This window comes from Luteibacter sp. (assembly GCF_036499525.1).
In the GTDB taxonomy this organism is placed as follows: Bacteria; Pseudomonadota; Gammaproteobacteria; order Xanthomonadales; family Rhodanobacteraceae; genus Luteibacter.
The window spans coordinates 41,073-59,751 of the sequence record NZ_DASYDO010000028.1 but is presented as its reverse complement, the minus strand read 5'-3'; the positions used below and the strand labels follow the sequence as shown (position 1 = coordinate 59,751).

Annotated in this window: 20 protein-coding genes and 1 pseudogene; 11 read left to right on the top strand and 10 right to left on the bottom strand. The window is 64.8% G+C overall.

Translation table 11 applies throughout. The features are described 5' to 3' along the window. The first annotated feature begins 67 nt into the window (after nt 1–67). On the top strand, nt 68–2,734 hold the full coding sequence (lanKC, locus tag VGM71_RS06095) for a class III lanthionine synthetase LanKC (RefSeq protein ID WP_331543031.1): 2,667 nt from the start codon (nt 68–70) through the stop codon (nt 2,732–2,734). A gap of 60 nt (nt 2,735–2,794) precedes the next feature. Here lanKC and VGM71_RS06090 read toward each other — a convergent pair whose 3' ends face one another. Beyond that, the gene (locus VGM71_RS06090; protein WP_331543029.1) at nt 2,795–5,092 is read right to left on the bottom strand and encodes a TonB-dependent receptor; all 2,298 of its coding nucleotides are present in this window, start codon (nt 5,090–5,092) and stop codon (nt 2,795–2,797) included. 42 nt (nt 5,093–5,134) lie between these two features. Then, nucleotides 5,135–5,488 (bottom strand): DUF2946 domain-containing protein, encoded by a 354-nt coding sequence (locus tag VGM71_RS06085; RefSeq protein ID WP_331543027.1) that lies wholly within the window; start codon nt 5,486–5,488, stop codon nt 5,135–5,137. Nucleotides 5,489–5,794: 306 nt separating this feature from the next. Between VGM71_RS06085 and modA the strand changes: the two genes are divergently transcribed. Genes modA through VGM71_RS06070 form a run of 3 tightly spaced genes read left to right on the top strand, consistent with a single transcriptional unit; the run spans nt 5,795 to nt 7,880 of the window. Beyond that, nucleotides 5,795–6,541: a molybdate ABC transporter substrate-binding protein gene (modA, locus tag VGM71_RS06080; protein ID WP_331543025.1), complete on the top strand. Its 747-nt coding sequence runs from the start codon at nt 5,795–5,797 to the stop codon at nt 6,539–6,541. A 5-nt stretch (nt 6,542–6,546) separates the two neighbouring features. Then, nucleotides 6,547–7,221 (top strand): molybdate ABC transporter permease subunit, encoded by a 675-nt coding sequence (gene modB / locus VGM71_RS06075; RefSeq protein ID WP_414675096.1) that lies wholly within the window; start codon nt 6,547–6,549, stop codon nt 7,219–7,221. Next, nucleotides 7,218–7,880, top strand: a complete 663-nt coding sequence (locus VGM71_RS06070) for an ABC transporter ATP-binding protein (RefSeq protein ID WP_331543021.1) — start codon at nt 7,218–7,220, stop codon at nt 7,878–7,880. Before modB ends, VGM71_RS06070 begins: the two co-directional genes overlap by 4 nt. Here the strand turns inward: VGM71_RS06070 and VGM71_RS06065 are convergent. Further along, the gene (locus VGM71_RS06065; RefSeq protein ID WP_331543019.1) at nt 7,877–8,671 is read right to left on the bottom strand and encodes a TOBE domain-containing protein; all 795 of its coding nucleotides are present in this window, start codon (nt 8,669–8,671) and stop codon (nt 7,877–7,879) included. The genes VGM71_RS06070 and VGM71_RS06065 overlap by 4 nt on opposite strands. A 53-nt stretch (nt 8,672–8,724) precedes the next feature. On the opposite strand from VGM71_RS06065, the gene VGM71_RS06060 reads away from it, so the two are divergent. The 3 genes from VGM71_RS06060 (at nt 8,725) to VGM71_RS06050 (ending at nt 11,397) form a co-directional block, all read left to right on the top strand. Further along, nucleotides 8,725–9,714 carry a YbhN family protein gene (locus VGM71_RS06060; protein ID WP_331543017.1) on the top strand — a complete coding sequence of 330 codons (990 nt, stop codon included), beginning with the start codon at nt 8,725–8,727 and terminating at the stop codon, nt 9,712–9,714. Continuing rightward, nucleotides 9,711–10,850: a serine hydrolase gene (locus VGM71_RS06055; protein WP_331543015.1), complete on the top strand. Its 1,140-nt coding sequence runs from the start codon at nt 9,711–9,713 to the stop codon at nt 10,848–10,850. The genes VGM71_RS06060 and VGM71_RS06055 overlap by 4 nt, the downstream gene beginning before the upstream one ends. 70 nt (nt 10,851–10,920) lie before the next feature. After that, nucleotides 10,921–11,397, top strand: a complete 477-nt coding sequence (locus tag VGM71_RS06050; protein ID WP_331543013.1) for a T6SS immunity protein Tdi1 domain-containing protein — start codon at nt 10,921–10,923, stop codon at nt 11,395–11,397. A 6-nt stretch (nt 11,398–11,403) separates the two neighbouring features. Here VGM71_RS06050 and VGM71_RS06045 read toward each other — a convergent pair whose 3' ends face one another. The 7 genes and pseudogenes from VGM71_RS06045 to VGM71_RS06015 all read right to left on the bottom strand — a co-directional run bounded on the left by VGM71_RS06045 (nt 11,404) and on the right by VGM71_RS06015 (nt 15,496). After that, nucleotides 11,404–11,703 (bottom strand): type II toxin-antitoxin system RelE/ParE family toxin, encoded by a 300-nt coding sequence (locus tag VGM71_RS06045; protein WP_331543011.1) that lies wholly within the window; start codon nt 11,701–11,703, stop codon nt 11,404–11,406. Continuing rightward, nucleotides 11,700–11,975, bottom strand: coding sequence for a YlcI/YnfO family protein (locus VGM71_RS06040; protein WP_331543009.1), 276 nt, complete (start codon nt 11,973–11,975; stop codon nt 11,700–11,702). The genes VGM71_RS06045 and VGM71_RS06040 overlap by 4 nt, the downstream gene beginning before the upstream one ends. A 90-nt stretch (nt 11,976–12,065) precedes the next feature. Then, nucleotides 12,066–12,914 (bottom strand): annotated as a pseudogene (locus VGM71_RS06035) (RNA polymerase sigma factor); the annotation flags it as partial. Nucleotides 12,915–13,047: 133 nt separating this feature from the next. Continuing rightward, nucleotides 13,048–13,812, bottom strand: coding sequence for a YciI family protein (locus VGM71_RS06030; protein ID WP_331543007.1), 765 nt, complete (start codon nt 13,810–13,812; stop codon nt 13,048–13,050). Between the two features lie 10 nt (nt 13,813–13,822). After that, nucleotides 13,823–14,272, bottom strand: a complete 450-nt coding sequence (locus tag VGM71_RS06025) for a VOC family protein (RefSeq protein ID WP_331543005.1) — start codon at nt 14,270–14,272, stop codon at nt 13,823–13,825. Next, a complete protein-coding gene (locus VGM71_RS06020; RefSeq protein ID WP_331543003.1) occupies nt 14,269–14,730 on the bottom strand; it encodes a YciI family protein in 462 nt (153 codons plus the stop codon). The genes VGM71_RS06025 and VGM71_RS06020 overlap by 4 nt, the downstream gene beginning before the upstream one ends. Nucleotides 14,731–14,845: 115 nt before the next feature. Beyond that, the gene (locus VGM71_RS06015; RefSeq protein WP_331543001.1) at nt 14,846–15,496 is read right to left on the bottom strand and encodes a sensor histidine kinase; all 651 of its coding nucleotides are present in this window, start codon (nt 15,494–15,496) and stop codon (nt 14,846–14,848) included. Nucleotides 15,497–15,899: 403 nt separating this feature from the next. Between VGM71_RS06015 and VGM71_RS06010 the strand changes: the two genes are divergently transcribed. From VGM71_RS06010 to VGM71_RS05995, 4 genes are all read left to right on the top strand, one after another. Continuing rightward, the gene (locus VGM71_RS06010; RefSeq protein WP_331542999.1) at nt 15,900–16,322 is read left to right on the top strand and encodes a VOC family protein; all 423 of its coding nucleotides are present in this window, start codon (nt 15,900–15,902) and stop codon (nt 16,320–16,322) included. An 81-nt stretch (nt 16,323–16,403) separates the two neighbouring features. Continuing rightward, nucleotides 16,404–17,030 carry an MFS transporter gene (locus VGM71_RS06005; RefSeq protein WP_345786171.1) on the top strand — a complete coding sequence of 209 codons (627 nt, stop codon included), beginning with the start codon at nt 16,404–16,406 and terminating at the stop codon, nt 17,028–17,030. 255 nt (nt 17,031–17,285) lie between these two features. Further along, entirely contained in the window at nt 17,286–17,837 is a 552-nt protein-coding gene (locus tag VGM71_RS06000) for a fimbrial protein (RefSeq protein WP_331542997.1), read from the top strand. 64 nt (nt 17,838–17,901) lie between these two features. Then, complete coding sequence (locus VGM71_RS05995; RefSeq protein ID WP_331542995.1) at nt 17,902–18,645, top strand: fimbrial biogenesis chaperone; 744 nt, start codon at nt 17,902–17,904, stop codon at nt 18,643–18,645. The last annotated feature ends 34 nt before the right edge of the window (nt 18,646–18,679 follow it).

Below are 18,679 nucleotides of genomic sequence, written 5' to 3'. Positions count from 1 at the left end.
GTCGGCGCGGAGCGACGCGATCGGTCTCGCGCCGGCATGCGGAGGACTTCCAGGGGATGGGACAGGCATGGAGCGTTACACGGAGCTGTTGCAGTACACGGCGGTGGATCGGGAATTCTTCGAACCTTATGGGCATCGCGAGATAGACGTCGCCGATTTCGTGCAGCCGGTGCGGCGCATCGTACCTGGGGAGTGGCAGGTGCGCCGGTCAGGCATCTGGATGCATTGTTCACCTCCTGGTGCTGAACTGCCGGTGCAGGGATGGAAGATCCATGTATCCAGCGTGGCCTCCACGGCGCGCATCGTCCTTTCGATCGCAGCCGCCGCGCTCGTCGCCTCCGGCACCGCGTTCAAATTCGCAGCCGACGCGCGCATGCTCGGGGCCATCAATGGGAAGCGTTGGCCCCGAGGGGGCTCCGGCAAGTTCATCACCGTCTACCCGCGCGGCATCGACGATTTTCGGCGGATCATCGACGATCTTTACTTCGCGCTCTCCGGCTACACCGGGCCATACGTGCTCAGCGATCGCCGGTACCGCGATTCGCGCGTGCTCTATTACCGCTATGGGGGAATCGCCGGCGAACACCGTATCACCGCCGACGGACGGCGCGACTATGTGCTGCGTGCACCGGACGGGCACATGGAGCCGGACGAGCGCAAGCCTTACTTCCACCTTCCTTCGTGGCTCCGCGACCCGTTTCCCGGCGAAGGTGGCGAAGCGGATGCCGCCGCCGCCCACCTGGGTGCGGGGCGCTTTCGCATACGAAAGGCATTGTCGTTTTCATCGGCCGGCGGCATCTACCTTGGCGACGACCTCGACGAAGGCCGCCCGGTCATCATCAAGGAGGCACGCCCCTTCATCGGTGGCGGCGACACCGCGACAGTCACGCTGCGCAAGGAATTCCGTTTGCTGCGCCTGCTGGCGCCTCATCACGTCGCACCCTTGCCGGTGGCGCATTTCAGGGACTGGGAGCACAGCTACCTGGTCGAGGAGTACATCGAGGGCGATACGCTGCGCTGCTGGCTTGCGCATCGCTACCCCTGGCTGAAGACACGCATCACGCGTGACGACGTGCAACGCTATCTCGAAGAGGTCGTCGCGGTGTTCACGCGCTTTGCGGAAGCGCTCGAACTCGCCCATGGCGCGGGGGTGTCGATGGGCGACCTCTCGTTCCACAACTGCATCGTCACGCCAGGCGGCGAGGTACGGCTGATCGACCTGGAAACCGCGATCGAGGAAGGCCTGGACCTTCCCGTGGACATGCGCACCCCTGGGTTCGCCTCGCCGCGGCCGTTGCGCGACCATCCTGACGCGGCACGTGCGGAGGACGCCTACGCCTTCGGCGCGAATCTGCTGGCCGCCATCATGCCGATGAACTCCATGCTGCCGCTCGACCGGCAAGCCGCCCCGCGCTTCATCCATCGCGTGAGTGAGGACCTGGGCTATCCCCGCGCACTGGCCGATATCATCGGATCCCTGCTCGATGCCGATGCCTCGATGCGTCCCACGCCGATTGCCGCCATGGGACGCCTGCGCAAGTCACTGGACACTGACCCCGTCCCCTGTCCGACCGTCCGCAACCAACCCGCGCCGGACCATGCCGACGCCTTGTTCGCTTTTATCGGGGGCATGACGAAAACGGCACGGCCGGATCGTTACGTACCCGCCGGACCCGAAGTGTTCCAGAGCCATCCCTGGGGCGTGGCGCATGGTGCCGCTGGCGTATTGCAAGCCTATCTGCGCGGTGGCAGGACGCCGCCGGAGGGATTGCTGGCCTATGTCGTCGACGGTGCCCGACGAAGGCAGGATCGCGGGGCTAGCCTCATGCATGGCGACGCAGGCATCGCATGGGTGTTGTTCGATGCGGGCGAGCGGGAACTCGCCGCCGCACTGCTGCGGGACCATTCGCCGGACGAGGCCATTCGCTATCGCGCCGGATTACACGACGGCCTGGCGGGATGGGGATTCGCCCGCATCAAGGCGTGGCGCGAAACGGCGGAATCCTGCTTTCTCGCCGTCGCCGCGGACGCTGGAGAGATCCTGCTGCGGCATGCCGTCGCCGCGGAAGGCAGCCTGCACTGGCCGTCCGGTGGCTCGCAGCCCGTCGGGCTTGCCCACGGCGCCGCGGGCACCGCGCTCTTCCTGCTCCACCTGCATGTGGCGACCGGCGACGAGCGTTTCCTGCGGGCGGCCGAGGCGGGCCTGGCGTTCGACCTGGCGCAACGAGGCAGCAATCCCGATGGCGACGCGACGTGGCCGAAGGAGGTCGGTGGCGCCACCCTGTTTCCCTATCTTCGCCACGGAACGGCGGGAATCGTCGCCGTGGCCGCCCGCTTCCATGCCTGCACAGGCGATGCGCGGTATCGTCGCATCGTTCGCGGCGCCGAAGCCGACCTGTTACGCCGTCACGCCATATCGCCAGGCTTGTTCGATGGCCTGGCCGGCATTGGCGAAACGTTGCTTGACCTCGCCGAAGCGTTTCCCGACGGTGCGGCCGCTTACGTCGCAGCGGCGCGTCGGATCGCCGGCGGCATCGAGCCCTTCCTGGTACCGCGTCCCGGTGGTCTTGCCGTACCTGGCGCGGAATTGCTGCGCCTCAGCTGCGACTTTGCAACGGGGAATGCCGGCGTCGGCGCATTCTTCGACCGACTCCATCGGGGCGGGCCAGCATCCTTCATGCTCGACGAACACCTCTCGCTCAGTTCACTGAGGTTCTGCGACGACGTTCCCTAACGCCGCCGCGGATCGGCTCCCACCGGTCGGGGAGGCTGGTGGGAGCCTTTTTAACCGCCCTCAGAGATGGAATTTTGCCTCTGCCAGCCAGGTGCGGGAAGGGTAGGGGTAATAGACGTAGTAACGGCGGTTGGTGAGGTTGTCGACGCCCACGCCCAGGTCGACGTGTTCGTTCGCCTTCCACGACACCTTCGCATCGAACGTGAGGAAGTCGCTGGCGCCGCCGAAGGTGTCCGGATGTACGTCGCTGTGGTCGAGCGTGTTGTATTGCCTGCCGGAATAACGCCCGGCGAGGGTCAGTGCGAGGCGTTCGGTGGCCCGCCAGGTCGCGACGAGGTTCACGCGCCAGCGCGGGATGCGATAGAACTGCTTGCCTTCGGACGCGGGATTGCGCGCGTTGCGCACCGTGGTCGCCTGCGTATAGGCGGCGTTCGCCGTAAGGTCGAAGTTTTGCCAGAGCACGTCGCGCGCGTCGTAACTCGCTTCGGCACCGCGCGTGCGCACCAGGCCCACGTTCTGCACGTTGGTCACGTTCGGGAAGACCGTGGTGTCGGTCTGACTGAACAGCGTGTTCCGCGTATCGCTGCGGTACACGCTGAAGCGTGCGATGCCGTTATCGCGGTACCACTCCGCCGAGAGTTCACGCGACAGGTCGTTTTCCGGCTTCAGCGAGGGATCGTTGTTCACCAGGGCGATGCCGTCGAATGTGCCCTGGAAGAGTTCGTTCACCGTGGGGAAGCGATAGGCACGTGCACCGGACAGGCGCAGCAACACCGAGTCGCTCACGGTCCACGCCAGCGACGCCTTTGGCGACGTATGCGACTCCTTGCGTTCCGGATAGCCGATGCTCGCCGCCGATGTCGAACGCGAACCGCCGAAGGCACGCCACTGCTCGTAGCGGGCACCGAGTGTAAGGCGCCAGCGCTCGGCCAGTTGCCATGCATCCTGCAGGTACAACGCCTGGGTCTGCGTGCTGCCACTGTTGGCCGCTGTAAGTGGGCCAGTGCTTCCATTTCGCCACGCGTCCAACCCGTAACTGGCGTTGTCCAGGCGGTAACCGTCATAGTGGTAACCGAAGCTCACGGTGTGGGTGTTCGGTGCCAGGTTGTCGGGCGTATGGGTGGCGCGCAGGTCCAGCGTGCGCCAGCGGCTGCCGTCGCCGGCGGTAAGCAACCCTGCACCGTCGTACGTCACGGTCGAAGCGACGCGGTCGCGGTTGCGATCCATGTCGAAGTACGAGACGTTGCCCTCCACGTTCCAGCCGGTGTCCCGGTGCGTGCCCAGCGAAAGGCCGTATAGGTAGTTGCGACTCTGCCGTGTGCCCGGTGCGAAGAAGTTCGCAGGCAACGTGTACTGCCTGCCGTCGATCGTGACCGGGCCGGACCAGACGGGCTGGCCCTGCGCATCGCGCAGAAAGCTTTCAGTCCGGTGCGAGAGGTCGTGCTTCCAGTAACCCGCCGTGAGCGCGGCGGTGAGGTCATGCGTGACGTCGTAGGTAAGGCGGATATGCGCTTCGTCCTGACTGGTCGCTTCCTGGCCTTCGCTGTTGATGCCGACGACCTGGCGCGGCAGACCGTTCGCCCCGGTGTCGGCGATGGCACCGGTGACCGGGTTGAGAGTGCCGGGCCGGGTGGAAGTGTTCTGCGTGGCGTAGACCAGCGGCTGGCCGTTCGCCTGGAGGTGCGATACGCCGACCAGGAAGGCGAAACGTCCCGAGCGATTACCGATCGTCGCAGCCTGCCGGCTGCCGCCGTAGTCGCGATCCACGCCATAGGTGTTCACATGTTGGGTGAATACCTGGGCCTCTGCCGTGAGTTCCAGCTTCTCGGGCATGCGCGTGGTCATCAGCACGGTGGCGCCGATGGCGTTGCCGGGATACAGCGCGGAGTAGGCACCGTAGATCACGTCGACGCGTGCGAGGTTCTCGGGGAACGCCATGGACCAGCGCGGTGGATTCGCCCAGTTGTTACCGAGCAGGTTGGAGAGGAGCAGGCCGTCGAGGTAGACGAGCCCGCGTGCGCTTTGCTGGTTGCTGGTGCCGCGCACGGAAAAAGTAGAGTTCTCGTCTCCGGCGAAGCGCTTGCGGATGCCGAAGGCGGGCAGGTATTTCAGTGCGTCTTCGGTGTTGACGACGTTGAGCCTGTCGAACTGTGCGGCGCTCACCGTTTCCACGACGGCCGGCATGTCGGGGTCGACGCTGGTGGCTGCGTTCGTCGCCGAAACGCGTACCTCGCGCAGCGTGGTGGCGCGTTGCGGGTCGTCGTCGGTGTTGGTGGCCTGGACGGCCAGCGAAGTGGCGCCCATGGCGCAGGCGATGGTACGCGCAAGCGCGTGTCCACGAAGGGAAGGCAAGAGCATGAGAGGTCCGTTGTGGTTGGCGTGAGTCGGGATCGAAGACGATCAGACGAACGCGAACGGTGGACCTCGGGCTGGCGCGTGGGTCAGTCGAGCGGGAGGCTCGGCACGGAATGTGGGCGCCACCACAGGTGCGTGGTTGGACGGTGGTAGCGCATGGCCGACGAAAAAACTGCCCGCCATCGCCGGAAGCTGTGTGAATAGCGTGCAGTAGCCGCAGGCATCGTCGCACCCCGGTGCGCCATGCGCATCGTGCCGCGCGGGCATGTGTCCCATCGCGTGGTGATGCCCGGCCATGGGCATGCCCATGGCTTCATGCGCAGGGGAGGGCGCGAACGCGACGAGCGAGCGGGACACGGTCGGGACGAGCGCGGTGAGCCAGACGGCGACGAGCGCCATCCACCCCAACCATCGTTTTCCCGCCGGGCTTCGACGCACCGGAATCGCCCTTGTGGCAACCCTGGACAGGGGTCCAGGGATGATCGCACGGGCGGGCGTGAAGCCCATGCGACACGGTGTCGCTATGACGTCAGACCGGGCGCCTTTCATGCGGCCAGTCCCCGTGCGACTGTCCGACACGCTGCCACCTTGGGGCGTCGCCTTGCTTGGTGATTCCCTGCGTGCGGGCGAGGCGGCCTGCTTCCCCGTTGACCGAACGCTATATAGATTCCTATATTGCGAAACCTACGTCGCCGGGGCCGTCCCATGCGCTTTCGTCCGCTCGTTGCGCTGTTCCTGCTCGCCGGCCCCTTTGGAGCGCACGCCACCGACCTCGTCGTGTCCGCAGCCGCAAGCCTCACCGATGCTTTCCAGGCCGTCGGCCAGTCCTATGAGGCGAGGCGCCCCGGCGTCCACGTGGTCTTCAACTTCGCCGCCTCCGATGTGCTGCTGCGCCAGATCGTGAACGGGGCGCCGGCAGATGTCTTCGCCTCGGCGGACCAGACCGCGATGGACAAGGCGGTGGCCGCCAAGGCCGTGGAGCCCGCGACGCGCCGGGATTTCGCGCGTAACCAGCTCGTGCTGATCGTCCCGAAGGACGCGCGCGTGGCGGTCTCGTCGCTCGATGACCTCAAGGCCGAAGCGGTGAAGCGGGTCGCCTACGGCGATCCGGCTTCCGTGCCGGCGGGACGCTATGCCAAGGCCGGGCTGGAATCCGCGGGACTGTGGGACGCGGTGTCGGTTAAAGGTGTGCTGGCACAGAACGTGCGCCAGGCGCTCGACTACGTTTCCCGCGGCGAAGTGGATGCGGGCCTGGTCTTCGCCACCGATGCGGCGATCATGCGCGGCCGGGTGAACGTGGTCGCGGTAGTACCGACACCGAAGCCGGTCACGTATCCCATCGCCGTCGTCGCGCATGCCGTGCAGGCACAGGAGGCGGTCACCTTCCAGGCCTTCGTGCAATCGGCAGAAGGCCGGAAGATCCTGGCCGGATTCGGGTTCCAGGCGCCCTGATGCCGATGGGCGCGATCTGGGTCCCGCTCGTGCTCACGCTGAAGGTTGCGCTCTGGGCCACGGCGATCAACCTGGTGCTGGGCATCGGCGTGGCCTTCGGCCTCTCACGCTGGCGCTCGCATGCACGCGAAGTAGTCGATTCGATCCTGACCTTGCCCCTGGTCCTGCCGCCGACCGTGCTCGGCTATTACCTGCTGGTGCTGCTGGGCCGGCGGGGCGTTTTCGGCGAATGGCTGGACCGGCTGGGCATCCACCTTGTCTTCACCTGGATGGGCGCGGTGATCGCTTCCACGCTCGTGGCCTTCCCCCTCGTGCAGAAGGCGGCTCGCGCGGCATTCGAGGCGGTGGACCCGCAGTTCGAGGATGCCGCGCGCGTGCTGGGCCTGGGCGGCGTGGCCGTGTTTTTCCGCGTGTCGCTGCCACTCGCCATGCGCGGCATCACCGCCGGGGCGCTGATGGCTTTTGCCCGTGCGATGGGTGAATTTGGGGCGACGCTGATGATCGCGGGCAACCTGCCGGGGCGGACGCAGACCTTGTCGGTCGCGATCTATGCCGCGGTGCAGGCGGGCGATGACCGTTCGGCCGGCATCATGGTGCTGGTCACGTCGGCGACCTGTGTCCTGGCGCTGCTGCTGGCTGGCTGGCTGGCGCCCGACCATCTGCGGCGGACACGGCCATGAGCATCGATGTTTCGATTCGCAAGACGCTGCGCGCAGACGACCGCTGCTTCGACCTCGATGTCGCGTTCGCTTCGGATCACCGGCGCATCGTGCTGTTCGGCCACTCGGGTGCGGGCAAGAGCCTGACGCTGCGTGCCATGGCGGGCTTGCTCGCTCCCGATGCAGGCCACGTGCGCGTGGATGGCAGGACGCTGTTCGATGCGACGACGCGCGTAGACCTCCCTGCGCGGGATCGCGGCGTCGCCTATGTGTTCCAGGACTATGCGCTGTTCCCGCACCTCACCGTGGCGCAGAACATCGGTTTCGCCCTGGATCGCGGCTGGTTCAATCCGGGACGCCGTTCGCATGACGGGCGGGTGCGCCGCTGGATCGATACGTTCGAGTTAGGGGCCGTCGCCGACAGTTACCCGGCACGCATCTCGGGCGGACAGCGCCAGCGAGTAGCCCTGGCCCGTGCGCTCGTCGCCGAACCGCGCCTGGTGCTGCTGGACGAGCCGTTCGCCGCGCTGGATCCCGCGCTGCGCGGCCGCATGCGCACGGAATTGCGCGCGCTCCAGTCCCGCCTGGACTTGCAGATGCTGGTGATCACGCACGATCCCGCGGACGTGGAAGCCCTCGATGGCCATACCATCGAACTTCGCGACGGCCGCGTGGCTTAGTCGGTCACGCCCAGGATCACCGCCGACGCATCGAAGATCGCCACGACGGGTTTCGCCTCGGCAAGTTCCAGCGCGGTGGCACTTTCCATCGTGACGATGGCGGTCACGCTGCCACCGCCATCCAGGGCCACCGACACCTCGCAGTTCACCGCGCCCGGATGCACGCGCAGCACCGTGCCGGGAAGGCGGTTCGACGCGGATACGCGCAAGCCTTCGCCGGGCAGGCCGAGGATCACCCAACTCGCCTTGACCATCGCCACGACGGCCCGACCCGCGGCGAGGCCGAGGCTGGCCGTGCTGTCTCGCGTCACCGTGGCGACGAGCACCGTCCCGCCAGGCAGTTCGACTTCCACGGTGTCGTTCACCGCGCCCTCGACGACACGCCGGACGGTGCCGGCCAACTGGTTGCGTGCGCTCGTTCGCATCGTGAATTTCCTCAGCAGGTGAAGGTCCTGCGTGGCGTCCTCGCCCAAGGTCGCCAGGCGCTCGACGAAGCGGCGGTGTTCGGCTTCTATGCCGCGAAACGAGGCGATCAGCCGCTCCGCGCGGGGAGTCAGCTTGGCGCCGCCACCACCGCGGCCACCCGCCGACCGCCTTACCAGCGCCTCGCCAGCCAGGTTGTTCATCGCGTCCACGGCGTCCCAGGCACCCTTGTAGCTCATGCCCACGGCCTTGGCCGCGGCGGTGATCGAGCCGGTGATGCCAATCTGGGCCAGGAGTTCGACACGGTCGATGCCACCCCAGCGGCGGGCGCCATCGGTGAGCCAGAGCGAGCCTTCGTAGTGGAGCATCTGTTTCCCCGTGGGCGGCTTCCCGAGTTTAGGCTTCCCGGCCCGGTCGTGGGATGATGCCCGCCGCTTACGATGAAGCGGAAGGCAAGGGCACCGCGGTGACGGACAGGCAAGACACGATGACCCCGAAGGCGATCGCGATCCGGACGGCCAAGTATGTCCTGACCGCGGCGATCGTCGGCGGCGCGGTCTTCCTCCTCCATCGCTATATCGAGCGCATGGCCTGGCAGGACGTGCGCGAGGCCATCGAAAGGATTCCGCGCTGGCACGTCGCCGGGTCCATCGCGGCCACGGCGCTCAGCTGGATCTGCCTTGCCGCATACGATGTGTTCGCCGTGGAGACCGTGGTGCCGGGCAAAGTGCCGATGCGCATGAAGATTTTTTCAGGCTTTACCGCGCACGCCATCTGCAATGCGCTGGGCTTCCATGCGATCACCGGCACCGCGCTGCGCTACCGGGTCCTGTCTACCCAGGGCGTCGGTGCCGCCGATGTCGCCCGTGTCGTCGGCCTGGTGGGTTTCGCCGTGGGCATGGGTTTCGCGTCCGTGACCTGCCTGGCGTTGCTACTGGAGCCTTCGATCGCCCAAGGATGGGGGCGCTGGCCCGGGATCGCATTGCTCGCCTTCTTCGTGGTCCTGTTGCGCTGGCTCGCGGGCAAGCACGACGTGTTCAAGGTGTGGAAGTTCAGCACACCGGTGCCGTCCGCCCGGTCGGCCGGTGCGCAGATGGTGATCGGCGTGGTGGAGATGGTGGGCGCTACAGGCGCGATGTATCTTCTGCTGCCTGCGGAAATCGCCGGCGGCTTCCTCGATTTCGCGCCCATCTATGTGGGCGCCATCCTCGCCGGCATCGCCAGCAACACGCCGGGTGGCATCGGTGCGTTCGAGGCGCTGACACTCGCCGCGTTCCCGCAGGAGCAGCGCGCACAGGTGCTGGCCGCCCTGCTCGCCTATCGCGTCATCTACGGTCTTGGCCCTGCCGCGCTCGCGTCCCTGGCCCTTGGCGCCTTCGAAGTGCGTCGTCGTATCGCGGCTCCGGCATGAGGTTCCTGGCAGTATTGGGCCTGCTGTTCCTGGCGGGCTGCGCGACACCCCATGCCCGCCGGACCGACGTGCTGTTCTGGAACCAGCCGCAGCGCGAGGCCGCGTTCCGCACGATGGAAACGCACTACGCAAGCAACGTCGTGCATCACGGCAAGGCGCATCCGCTTCCCGTTGGCGCGCCCCTGCTTCCGCGCTTCGCCGACGGCGCGACACTCGACAGCTACATGGCCGCGCACCACGTCGCCGGTGTGATGGTCGTGCAGGACGGACGCATCCGCCTGGAGCGCTATGGCCACGGTGCCGGTCCCACCACGCGCTGGACCTCGTTCTCGGTGGCAAAATCGTTCACCTCCACGCTGGTCGGCGCTGCGTTGCGCGACGGCGCCATCCGCAGTCTCGACGACAAGGTGACGCGATACATTCCAGAGCTCGTGGCAGGCGCGTATCGCGATGTCACGATCCGTCAGTTGCTGGAAATGACCTCAGGCGTGCGTTGGAACGAGGACTACGTCGATCCGCATTCCGACGTGGCGATGATGTACGAAGGCATGCGTCAGCCAGGTGTGCCGCTGCTCGTGACTTACATGTCGCGCTTACCGCGCGAATTTCCGCCCGGCGAACGTTGGGTTTACAAGACCGGGGAAACCGATCTGGTGGGAATCCTCGTCACGCGTGCCACCGGCAAATCGCTGGCTGGTTACCTGTCCGAAAAAATCTGGGCGCCGTACGGCATGGCGGCCGACGCGCTCTGGCTGAAGGACGAAGTCGACGGCACCGAGGCCGGCGGCTCTGGCGTATCCGCCACGCTTGCCGATTACGCGCGGCTGGGTCAATTCGTGCTCGACGGCGGCATAGCAGCAGGAAAGCCGGTATTGGCCGATGGCTGGATCGCGGATGCCACCCGCACGCATTCGGGCATCGGCGCTCCCAGTCGCGGTTACGGTTACCAGTGGTGGACTTATGACGACGGCAGCTACGAAGGCATCGGTATCTTCGGCCAGTTGCTGCACATCGATCCCCGGCGACACCTTGTGATCGTGCAACTCGCCGCATGGCCGGTCGCGACGAGCGAGGCGGAGGCAAAGGCCCGGGCCGATTTCGTCCGTGCAGTAAACCGCGCGATCGGCGAACTCTGAAATGCAGCCGGCCCCACAGCTTGTTCTATGGGCATAAAATGAGGCATCCCCGCTCAAAGGACGCCCCCCCATGGCCCTCTCCTGGAACGACCTCACCTGCAAGCCCGATAAGGAAGCCATCGACGCGCTCGCCGAATCCTGGCGCTGGCGTATCGGCGACGCCTTCACGCCGCTGTTGTTCACCGCGCTGGGCGACCTGTTCTACGAGGCCGACGAGGGCGGTATCTTCTGGCTCGATACGGGTACGGCGGAGCTGGAACGCGTGGCCGAGAGTGTGCCGGGCTTCAACAACCTGCTACGCGAAGAGGTCGCCGATGACTGGCTTCTGCCGTCGCTCATCGAGGCGTTGATCGACGCCGGTAAGTCGCGCGCGGAAGGCGAGTGCTACACCTACGTCACCCTGCCCATCTTTGCCGAGGGCGAGTACAGCGTGGAAAACCTGAACCCGGTGCCGGCAAAGGAACACTTCGAACTCACCGGCTCCGTCCTCCAGCAACTCCAGGACGTACCCGACGGCACCCATGTGAACATCGACATCACGCATTGAGCCGGGTTACGCGAAGTAATCGTCCTCGCGCTGGTGGCGAAGGGCGAGCAGGGTGACGTGCTCAATGCCGATGTGGAACAGGACGACATAGCCGTTGCCTCCGAAGGGGACGACCAGTTCGCGGAGGAAAGGGTCTTCTTGTCCCGCCTTGCGGCAGGTGTAGGGGAACTCTTCCAGAATGCGGACCGCACGCACTAGTGTGGCGAGCGCACGGTCCGCTGCAGCAGGGTCGGTCTCTGCAAGAAAATCCGTCAGGCGAAGAAGATCGGCTCGCGCGCCGTCCGTGTAGCGAACCTCGTACTTCATCCCTTTCCTTTCTTTCCTCTCGCGGCGGCGATGCGCGCGGCTGCTTCCTTATGTACGTCGGCTGCGGTGTGGTAGCTGCCGGTGCGCTCCGCCTGCGCCAGTGAGGTGAGGCCGCGAGCGATGAATTCCTTTTGCACAGTCCGGCGTTCGACGGCCTCGGCGACCGCTGTTTCGATGAAGGCGGAAAGGGTTTCTTCCTTACCTAACACCTTTTCCGCGCGCTGACGGAACTCCGGTTCGATGCGGATCGAGGGGAAGGTCGCGGTTTTCATGGCGTGTCCTTGCGATGCATTTGCGATGCATTTGCGATGCAACGTAGCACGAAGGGCGGTCGCGCTGCCAGACGAAGGGATTTGCTCTGTTCAGCTCTGGAACGGAAGGGTGCAGGCCTCGGCGCGGGCTTCGAGCAGGCGGCGTTCGCGGTCGTTGCGGGTCATCGCGGCGGCGCGGAGGAAGGCGTTGCGTGCGTCTTCGGTGCGGCCCAGGCGGAAGAGCAGGTCACCGTGCACGCTGGGGAGCAGGTGGTACTCCTTCAATGCAGGCTCGTCGAGCAGCGATTCCACGATGGGTAGTGCTGCCCCTGGGCCTTCCGCCATCGACACCGCGACGGCGCGGTTGAGTTCGACCACGGGTGAGGGAAGCACCTCAACCAACTGTGCGTACAACATGGCGATGCGCGGCCAGTCGGTGTCCGCAGCACGCGTGGCGCGCGCATGGCAGGCGGCGATGGCTGCCTGGAGCGCGTAAGGGCCCTGCACACCGCCCAGCCTTCCGGCGCGCTCGAGCGCCTTGATGCCTCGGCCGATCAACAGCCGGTCCCAGCGGCTCCGGTCCTGGTCGAGCAGCAGGATCGGCTCGCCGTCTTTTCCGGTGCGCGCGCCGGTGCGCGATGCCTGGATTTCCATCAGCGCGACGAGCCCATGCACTTCCGGTTCGTTCGGCATCAGTTCCGCGAGCACGCGGCCGAGGCGCTGCGCTTCCTCGCATAGGGCCGGCCGCATCCAGTCGCCGCCGGTGGTGGCGGCGTAGCCCTCGTTGAAGATCAGGTAGAGCACGCGCAGCACCGAAGCGAGGCGCTCCTTCAGTGCCTCGCCCCGCGGTAGTTCGTAGGCCACCGCTTCGTCGGCCAGGCTGCGTTTCGCCCGCACGATGCGCTGCGCCACCGTGGCCTCCGGCAGGATGAAGGCGCGCGCGATTTCGTCGGTGGTCATGCGCGCGATCGTCGCGATCAGGCGCGGCGATTCGATCTTCCAGATCGCGTCGATGGCACGGTGGGTATCGTGCGTGGTCATGACCACGCATGACAGCATTCGCTGCCACGCGTGGCAAGCCGCGTTGCGGCAATCAGGCGGGGATCAGGTCTTCCATCCGCCACAGTTCTCGGATTTCGAGGCGGGCATCGTCGCCGTCCGGGAACGGAAAGGTTTCCGCCCAGGCGATGACGTCGTCGATGCCGTCCACGCGAAGTACCCAGAAGCCCGCGACCATTTCCTTGATCTCGGCAAACGGACCGTCGAGCACCGTGGCCTTGCCCTTGCCGAATTTCACCCGCGTGGCGTGACGGCTGGAAGATAGCCCGTGCCCGGCGATGAGGAAACCGGCTTCCTGTCCGGCACGGTTGGCCTCGCTCATGCGACCGAGCATCTCCGGACCGGGGTTCCAGTCCGTTTCGCTCCGCTCGTTTGCCTTGAGCATCACCATATAGCGGGGCTTGGGCGATTCCTCTTCGCTGGGATTACCGAAGCCGGATAGCCCCCCGGGACAACCGATGGGACGGATCTCGATCTCGGCATGGCCGTGGGCGTCTTCCGCCGGCCAGCCTTTCACCCACTCCACGGCCTCTTCCATCGAACCGGCCTCGATGATGCTGAAGCCGGCGACGAGTTCCTTCGTTTCGGCAAAAGGGCCGTCGACGGTGATCGCCTTGCGGCCCGGACCGAATGAAACCCGCACGCCCGCGCTGCTGGGCTTCAAGCCTTCGCCGGCAAGCAAGCGGCCTTCGGCCGCCAGCGTGTCGATATATTCGCCCATGGCGTCGAGCAGTTCGCGGCTAGGTTTTTCCCCGGCCTCACTGTCATTGTCCGCCTTGCGGACGATGATTAATTGCATGGCTCACTCCTTACGGACTAGGTTTGTCGCCTGCGTTGACCATCCAGGGCACACCGAACTTGTCGGTGCACATACCGAAACCGTTTGCCCAGAAAGTGGGCTGGTATGGCATCGTCACTTCGCCACCCTTGGAAAGCGCCTCGAAGATCGTGCGGCCCTTTTCGACGTCTTCGATACCGATTGAGATGGTGACGCCGCGAATGGCGCCCTCATCCTGGGGATTATCGGAGCCCATGATCATCTGGTCGCCGACGGTGAGATTCACGTGCATGATCTTCTCGCCGAAGGCCGCCTGCTGTTCGGGCGTCATCGGAGCGCAGCCCTTGTCGTCACCGCCTTCCTGCGGCGGCATGTCCTTGAAGCGGTGCAGTTCGTTGATCTTTCCGCCGAGTGCCATCTCGTAGAACCTGAAGGCTTCTTCGCAGGTACCGTTGAAAAACAGGTAAGGCTGGATCTTCATGTGAACTCCTTTCGTTGGTTGGGACTTAACGAGTGGCGGGACGCCAGTTCGGCACGCAGGCGTTCTTCCTGAGCGCGTGCCTCGGGAGTGAATTCGGCGCCAAAGTCATCGGCATCGTAAACGCGGCGAATCTCACAAACTGAGTCGCCATCATCGGTGGGACTGGGCGCGCGCTTCATCCATTCGATCGCTTCGTCGAGGGAGCGTACCTGCAGCAGCCAGAATCCGGCGATGAGTTCACGGGTATCGGCGAAGGGACCGTCGATCACCTCGCGGCGATCCCCGACGAAACGCAGGCGCGCGCCGGCACTGCTGGGGTGCAGGCCTTCGCCCGCCAGCATGACGCCGGCCCGGCACATCTCTTCGTTGAAGTTGCCCATGGCCTTGAGCAATTCTTCACTGGGCATCTCGCCGGCCTCGGAGGCCTTGGTCGCTCTTACCATCACCATGAAACGCATCGTCGTTCTCCTGCGAGGGGCCGGGGCGATCCCGAGCTTTCATGGAGACGTCGATTGTGAACCCCCTGAATCGACAAGGGCGACCGACATTTATTCAACCCGGCGCCAGGGCGGGTCAGGCCAACCGGGCGGGCGCCTCGAAGACGGCCCGGACGCCGTCCGGCTCGAAGCGGATGGCCGCCTCGCCATGCGCTTCGCAGGCCAGCGTCCGTTCGATGAACCGGGTGCCGAACCCCCGGTGGAGCGGAGGTTTTACCGCCGGGCCGCCACGTTCCTTCCATTCCAGCCGCACCCGGCCACTCACGTTCCCGACAACGAAGGACCAGGCGATGGTCACCGTACCTGCCGCCGTCGAGAGCGCGCCGTACTTGCTCGCATTGGTCAGCAGTTCGTGCAGCGCCATGGCCACCGCCACCGCGTCCTCGGCGTCCAGGACGAGGGGCGGACCGGTGAAGCAGACCCGCGCGTTACCGGGATCGTGCGGCGCGATCGTGGATTGGATCACACCATGGAACGCCACATGCCGGGCAGTTCGCGCCAACAGCAGGTCATGAGCGCTGGCGAGGGCGCGCAGGCGGCTCTCGAAGGCATCCATCGAACAGTCGAGCGGGCGGTCGTCGCGAAAGCTCTGCCGCGCCATGGCCTGCACGACCATGAGGATGTTCTTCATACGATGGTTGAGGTCGTCGATCACCACGCGCTGGGCGCGCGCGGTATTGCGCAGGACCATCTCGTCGTCCAGGGAGCTCATCGTGTCGTCGATCATCGTATTCACCGTCAGGCTCGCGCTTCGCCTCTGTCATCCCCCCGCGCTGAGCGTTGCCATGCGGCTCGGCCGCTTCCCGCGAGCCTGCCATCCGCACCAATCGGCGGACTTCCCCGACGATAAAGCAAGACACATGCCCGTTACATGACGTTACGCGATCCGCGTGAGCCACGTCACGCACGGGTGATCTGGATCGACTTTTCAGAATTATTCTATTGTGTGACGGTTCTGAAGCAGCGCGATGCGTGTCCCACAACCGCGACGGGCGGGGCATACGCGCATCCGTCACTTGGGAAAGAATCGAAAGGAAACATGGATCTGCTTGGCGTGCTCGAATAGGCGTGGCAGTGTCCATGGGCGTATTTCGGGCGTAACGTAGTGGTTCTAGGGGAGGGCCCAAACCATGAACAGCACGATCATTCCGTGTCTTCGTTACAAGGACGCCCTGGCGGCGATCGACTTCCTTTGTTCCGCTTTCGGCTTCGAGGCGCAGGCTGTCTACAAAAATGCTGACGACCCGCGCATCGTCGACCATGCCCAGCTGACACATCGTGGCGGCATGATCATGCTCGGGTCCGTGCGTAACGACACAGCCTTCAGCCAGTACATCGTGCAGCCCGACGATGTGCGCGGCATGGAGACGCAGTGCCCCTGCGTCATCGTCGAAGACGTGCGTGCTCACTACGACAAGGCGCGCAACGCAGGAGCGGTCGTCGTCGACGAGTACGAAGAGAAGGAATACGGCGGCGCCGGCTATTCGGCACGCGATCCGGAAGGGCATCTGTGGTATTTCGGCAGTTACGATCCCTGGGTGGCACGGGGGTAGCGGGGGCTTGTGCTTCATCGCCTTGTTCGCTTCTCGCCGCTGTAGCGGCTCCTACCGGCTCTTTTTGTCAGGACTTATTCGATGGATGTTGCCAAGAACGAAATCCACGTCGCCCATCCGAAGACAGCCATCGTCACCACCTGTATCCTCGCTGCGCTGGCAGGCCTCATGTTCGGCCTCGACGTCGGCGTCATCTCCGGCGCCACGCAGTTCATCCAGGCGGAATTCAAGGTCACCGACAGCGTCATCGAGTGGATCGTGAGCGCGATGATGGGCGGCGCGGCCGGTTTCGCCATGATGGTGGTAGGCCTTGGCTCCGTCGGCACGATGATGAACCTGGGCATCGCTTCGCACGGCCAGCAGATCCTCACCGTGGGCATGCTGCTCTTCTTCATCGTGGGCTTCGCCATGTCCGCCGGGCCGCTGATCTGGGCGCTGTGCGCGGAGGTGCAGCCGCTCAAAGGTCGCGACTTCGGCATCGCCTGCTCCACGTTCACCAACTGGATCGTCAACATGATCGTGGGCGCCACCTTCCTCAGCCTGCTCAACGGCATTGGCAATGCGCATACGTTCTGGCTTTACGCGGCGTTCAATGCGGTCTTCATCGTATTCACGTTCTGGCTCGTTCCGGAAACGAAGAACGTAACCCTCGAACAGATCGAGCGGAACCTGATGAGCGGCAAGCCGTTGCGCAACATTGGCCAGTGACCCTTAACACGGTCTTTGGCGATTCGTCATGAGAATAATGACCTTTGTCGCAAACTGCGAGCCACATCGGACTTCCGCGAACAAGTCCGATTTTTGAGTAAATTTCCATATGGCTTGTAGGCGAAATCCGACAAACTCCTTGTCGCTCGCGTAGTCGAGCACTCGGCTGCGTGAGCACGGGGAAGGCCCCGTGCCTCCCAGGCCGACGACCCGATCGGGTCGTTGCTCTTCAAGAACGTAATCAAGGTTAATCGGATGAACCTCAAGGCAATTTCCTCGGCCCTGCTGATCGCAGGTCTGGCAGCTCCGGCTGCCTTCGCAACTACCGGCACCATCACATTCACCGGTTCGATCAGTACCGTGACGTGCACCATCAGCGGTGGCGACCCGACCAATCCCAGCCCCGACTTCACTGTGAACATCGATGGCGTGAATGCGGGCGATATGCCCGCCATCGGTGACAATGCCGGCCTCACGGGTTTCAGGATCTACGTCGGCAAGACGGGTGAAACGACGTGCACCGACGGCACGCGGGTATGGGCGCACTTCGAGCCCGGCGCAACCGTCGACAGGAACACCGGTGGCCTCGTCACGACGGGTACCGCGACGGGCGTGCAGTTCCGCCTGTTCGATGAGTTGGGCAACAAGATCAACCCGTGGGACACGAATCAGAACCCGATCAAGCAAGTGGTCGGCAACAACCAGGCTGTGCTTGCGCATATCGCCGCGTTCGAGCGCCGCGATACCGCTGTCACTCCCGGTACGGCCAACAGTTCCGTGACCTATTCGGTCCGTTTCGAGCCGTAAGAAAGACCTCGGTCGCCGGTGGCACGCCGGCGACCGACTGCCTTCGCAAAGGAAGTCGCGTATCATGCAAGGAACGATCCGAAAGACCAGCCATAGCCTCTATCTATGGGCTGCCGCTTTCATGCTGAGTGCCGTGGGCACGGCATCGGCCACCGTCGTGATGAACGGAACACGTTACATCTACGTCGCCGGTGCCAAGGAAATCACCGTCAAGGTGAGCAACGTCGGTAAGTTGCCGGCCCTGACCCAGACCTGGATCGACGACGGCGACGAAAAATCCACGCCAGAGCATGTCGACGTTCCGTTCAATCTCACGCCGCCGATCGCGCGCCTGGAAGCCGGCAAGTCGCAGACCTTACGAATTTCGTACACCGGCGGTGAGCTTCCGTCCGACCGCGAGTCCCTGTTCTGGGTCAACATTCTCGAGGTGCCACCGAAGCCGAAAGCGGACGAGGACCTCAATAAGCTGCAGCTAGCCTTCCGATATCGTCTCAAGCTGTTCTATCGACCGAACGGTTTGCCGGGCTCGGCCGATGCGGCTCCCGGGAAGCTCACGTGGCGGCGCACGACTGATGGGGGGTTATCCGCCAGCAATCCGACTCCGTTTCACGTGACCCTCAACGACGTGCGCGTGAACATCGGCGACAGCGACGTCCTGGTCGAGCCATTCGCCATTCCTCCGCTTGGCACCGTAACGGCGATATCTCCGCAGCCGCTTTCGGCCGGCCGTGAACTTCGCGTCGAGTACAAGAGTATCAATGATTACGGCGGCTTCGTGCCGCACAGCAAGACAGTCGAAGCGCCATGATCCTCATCCGCCAACCACGTCACCGACTGACGCG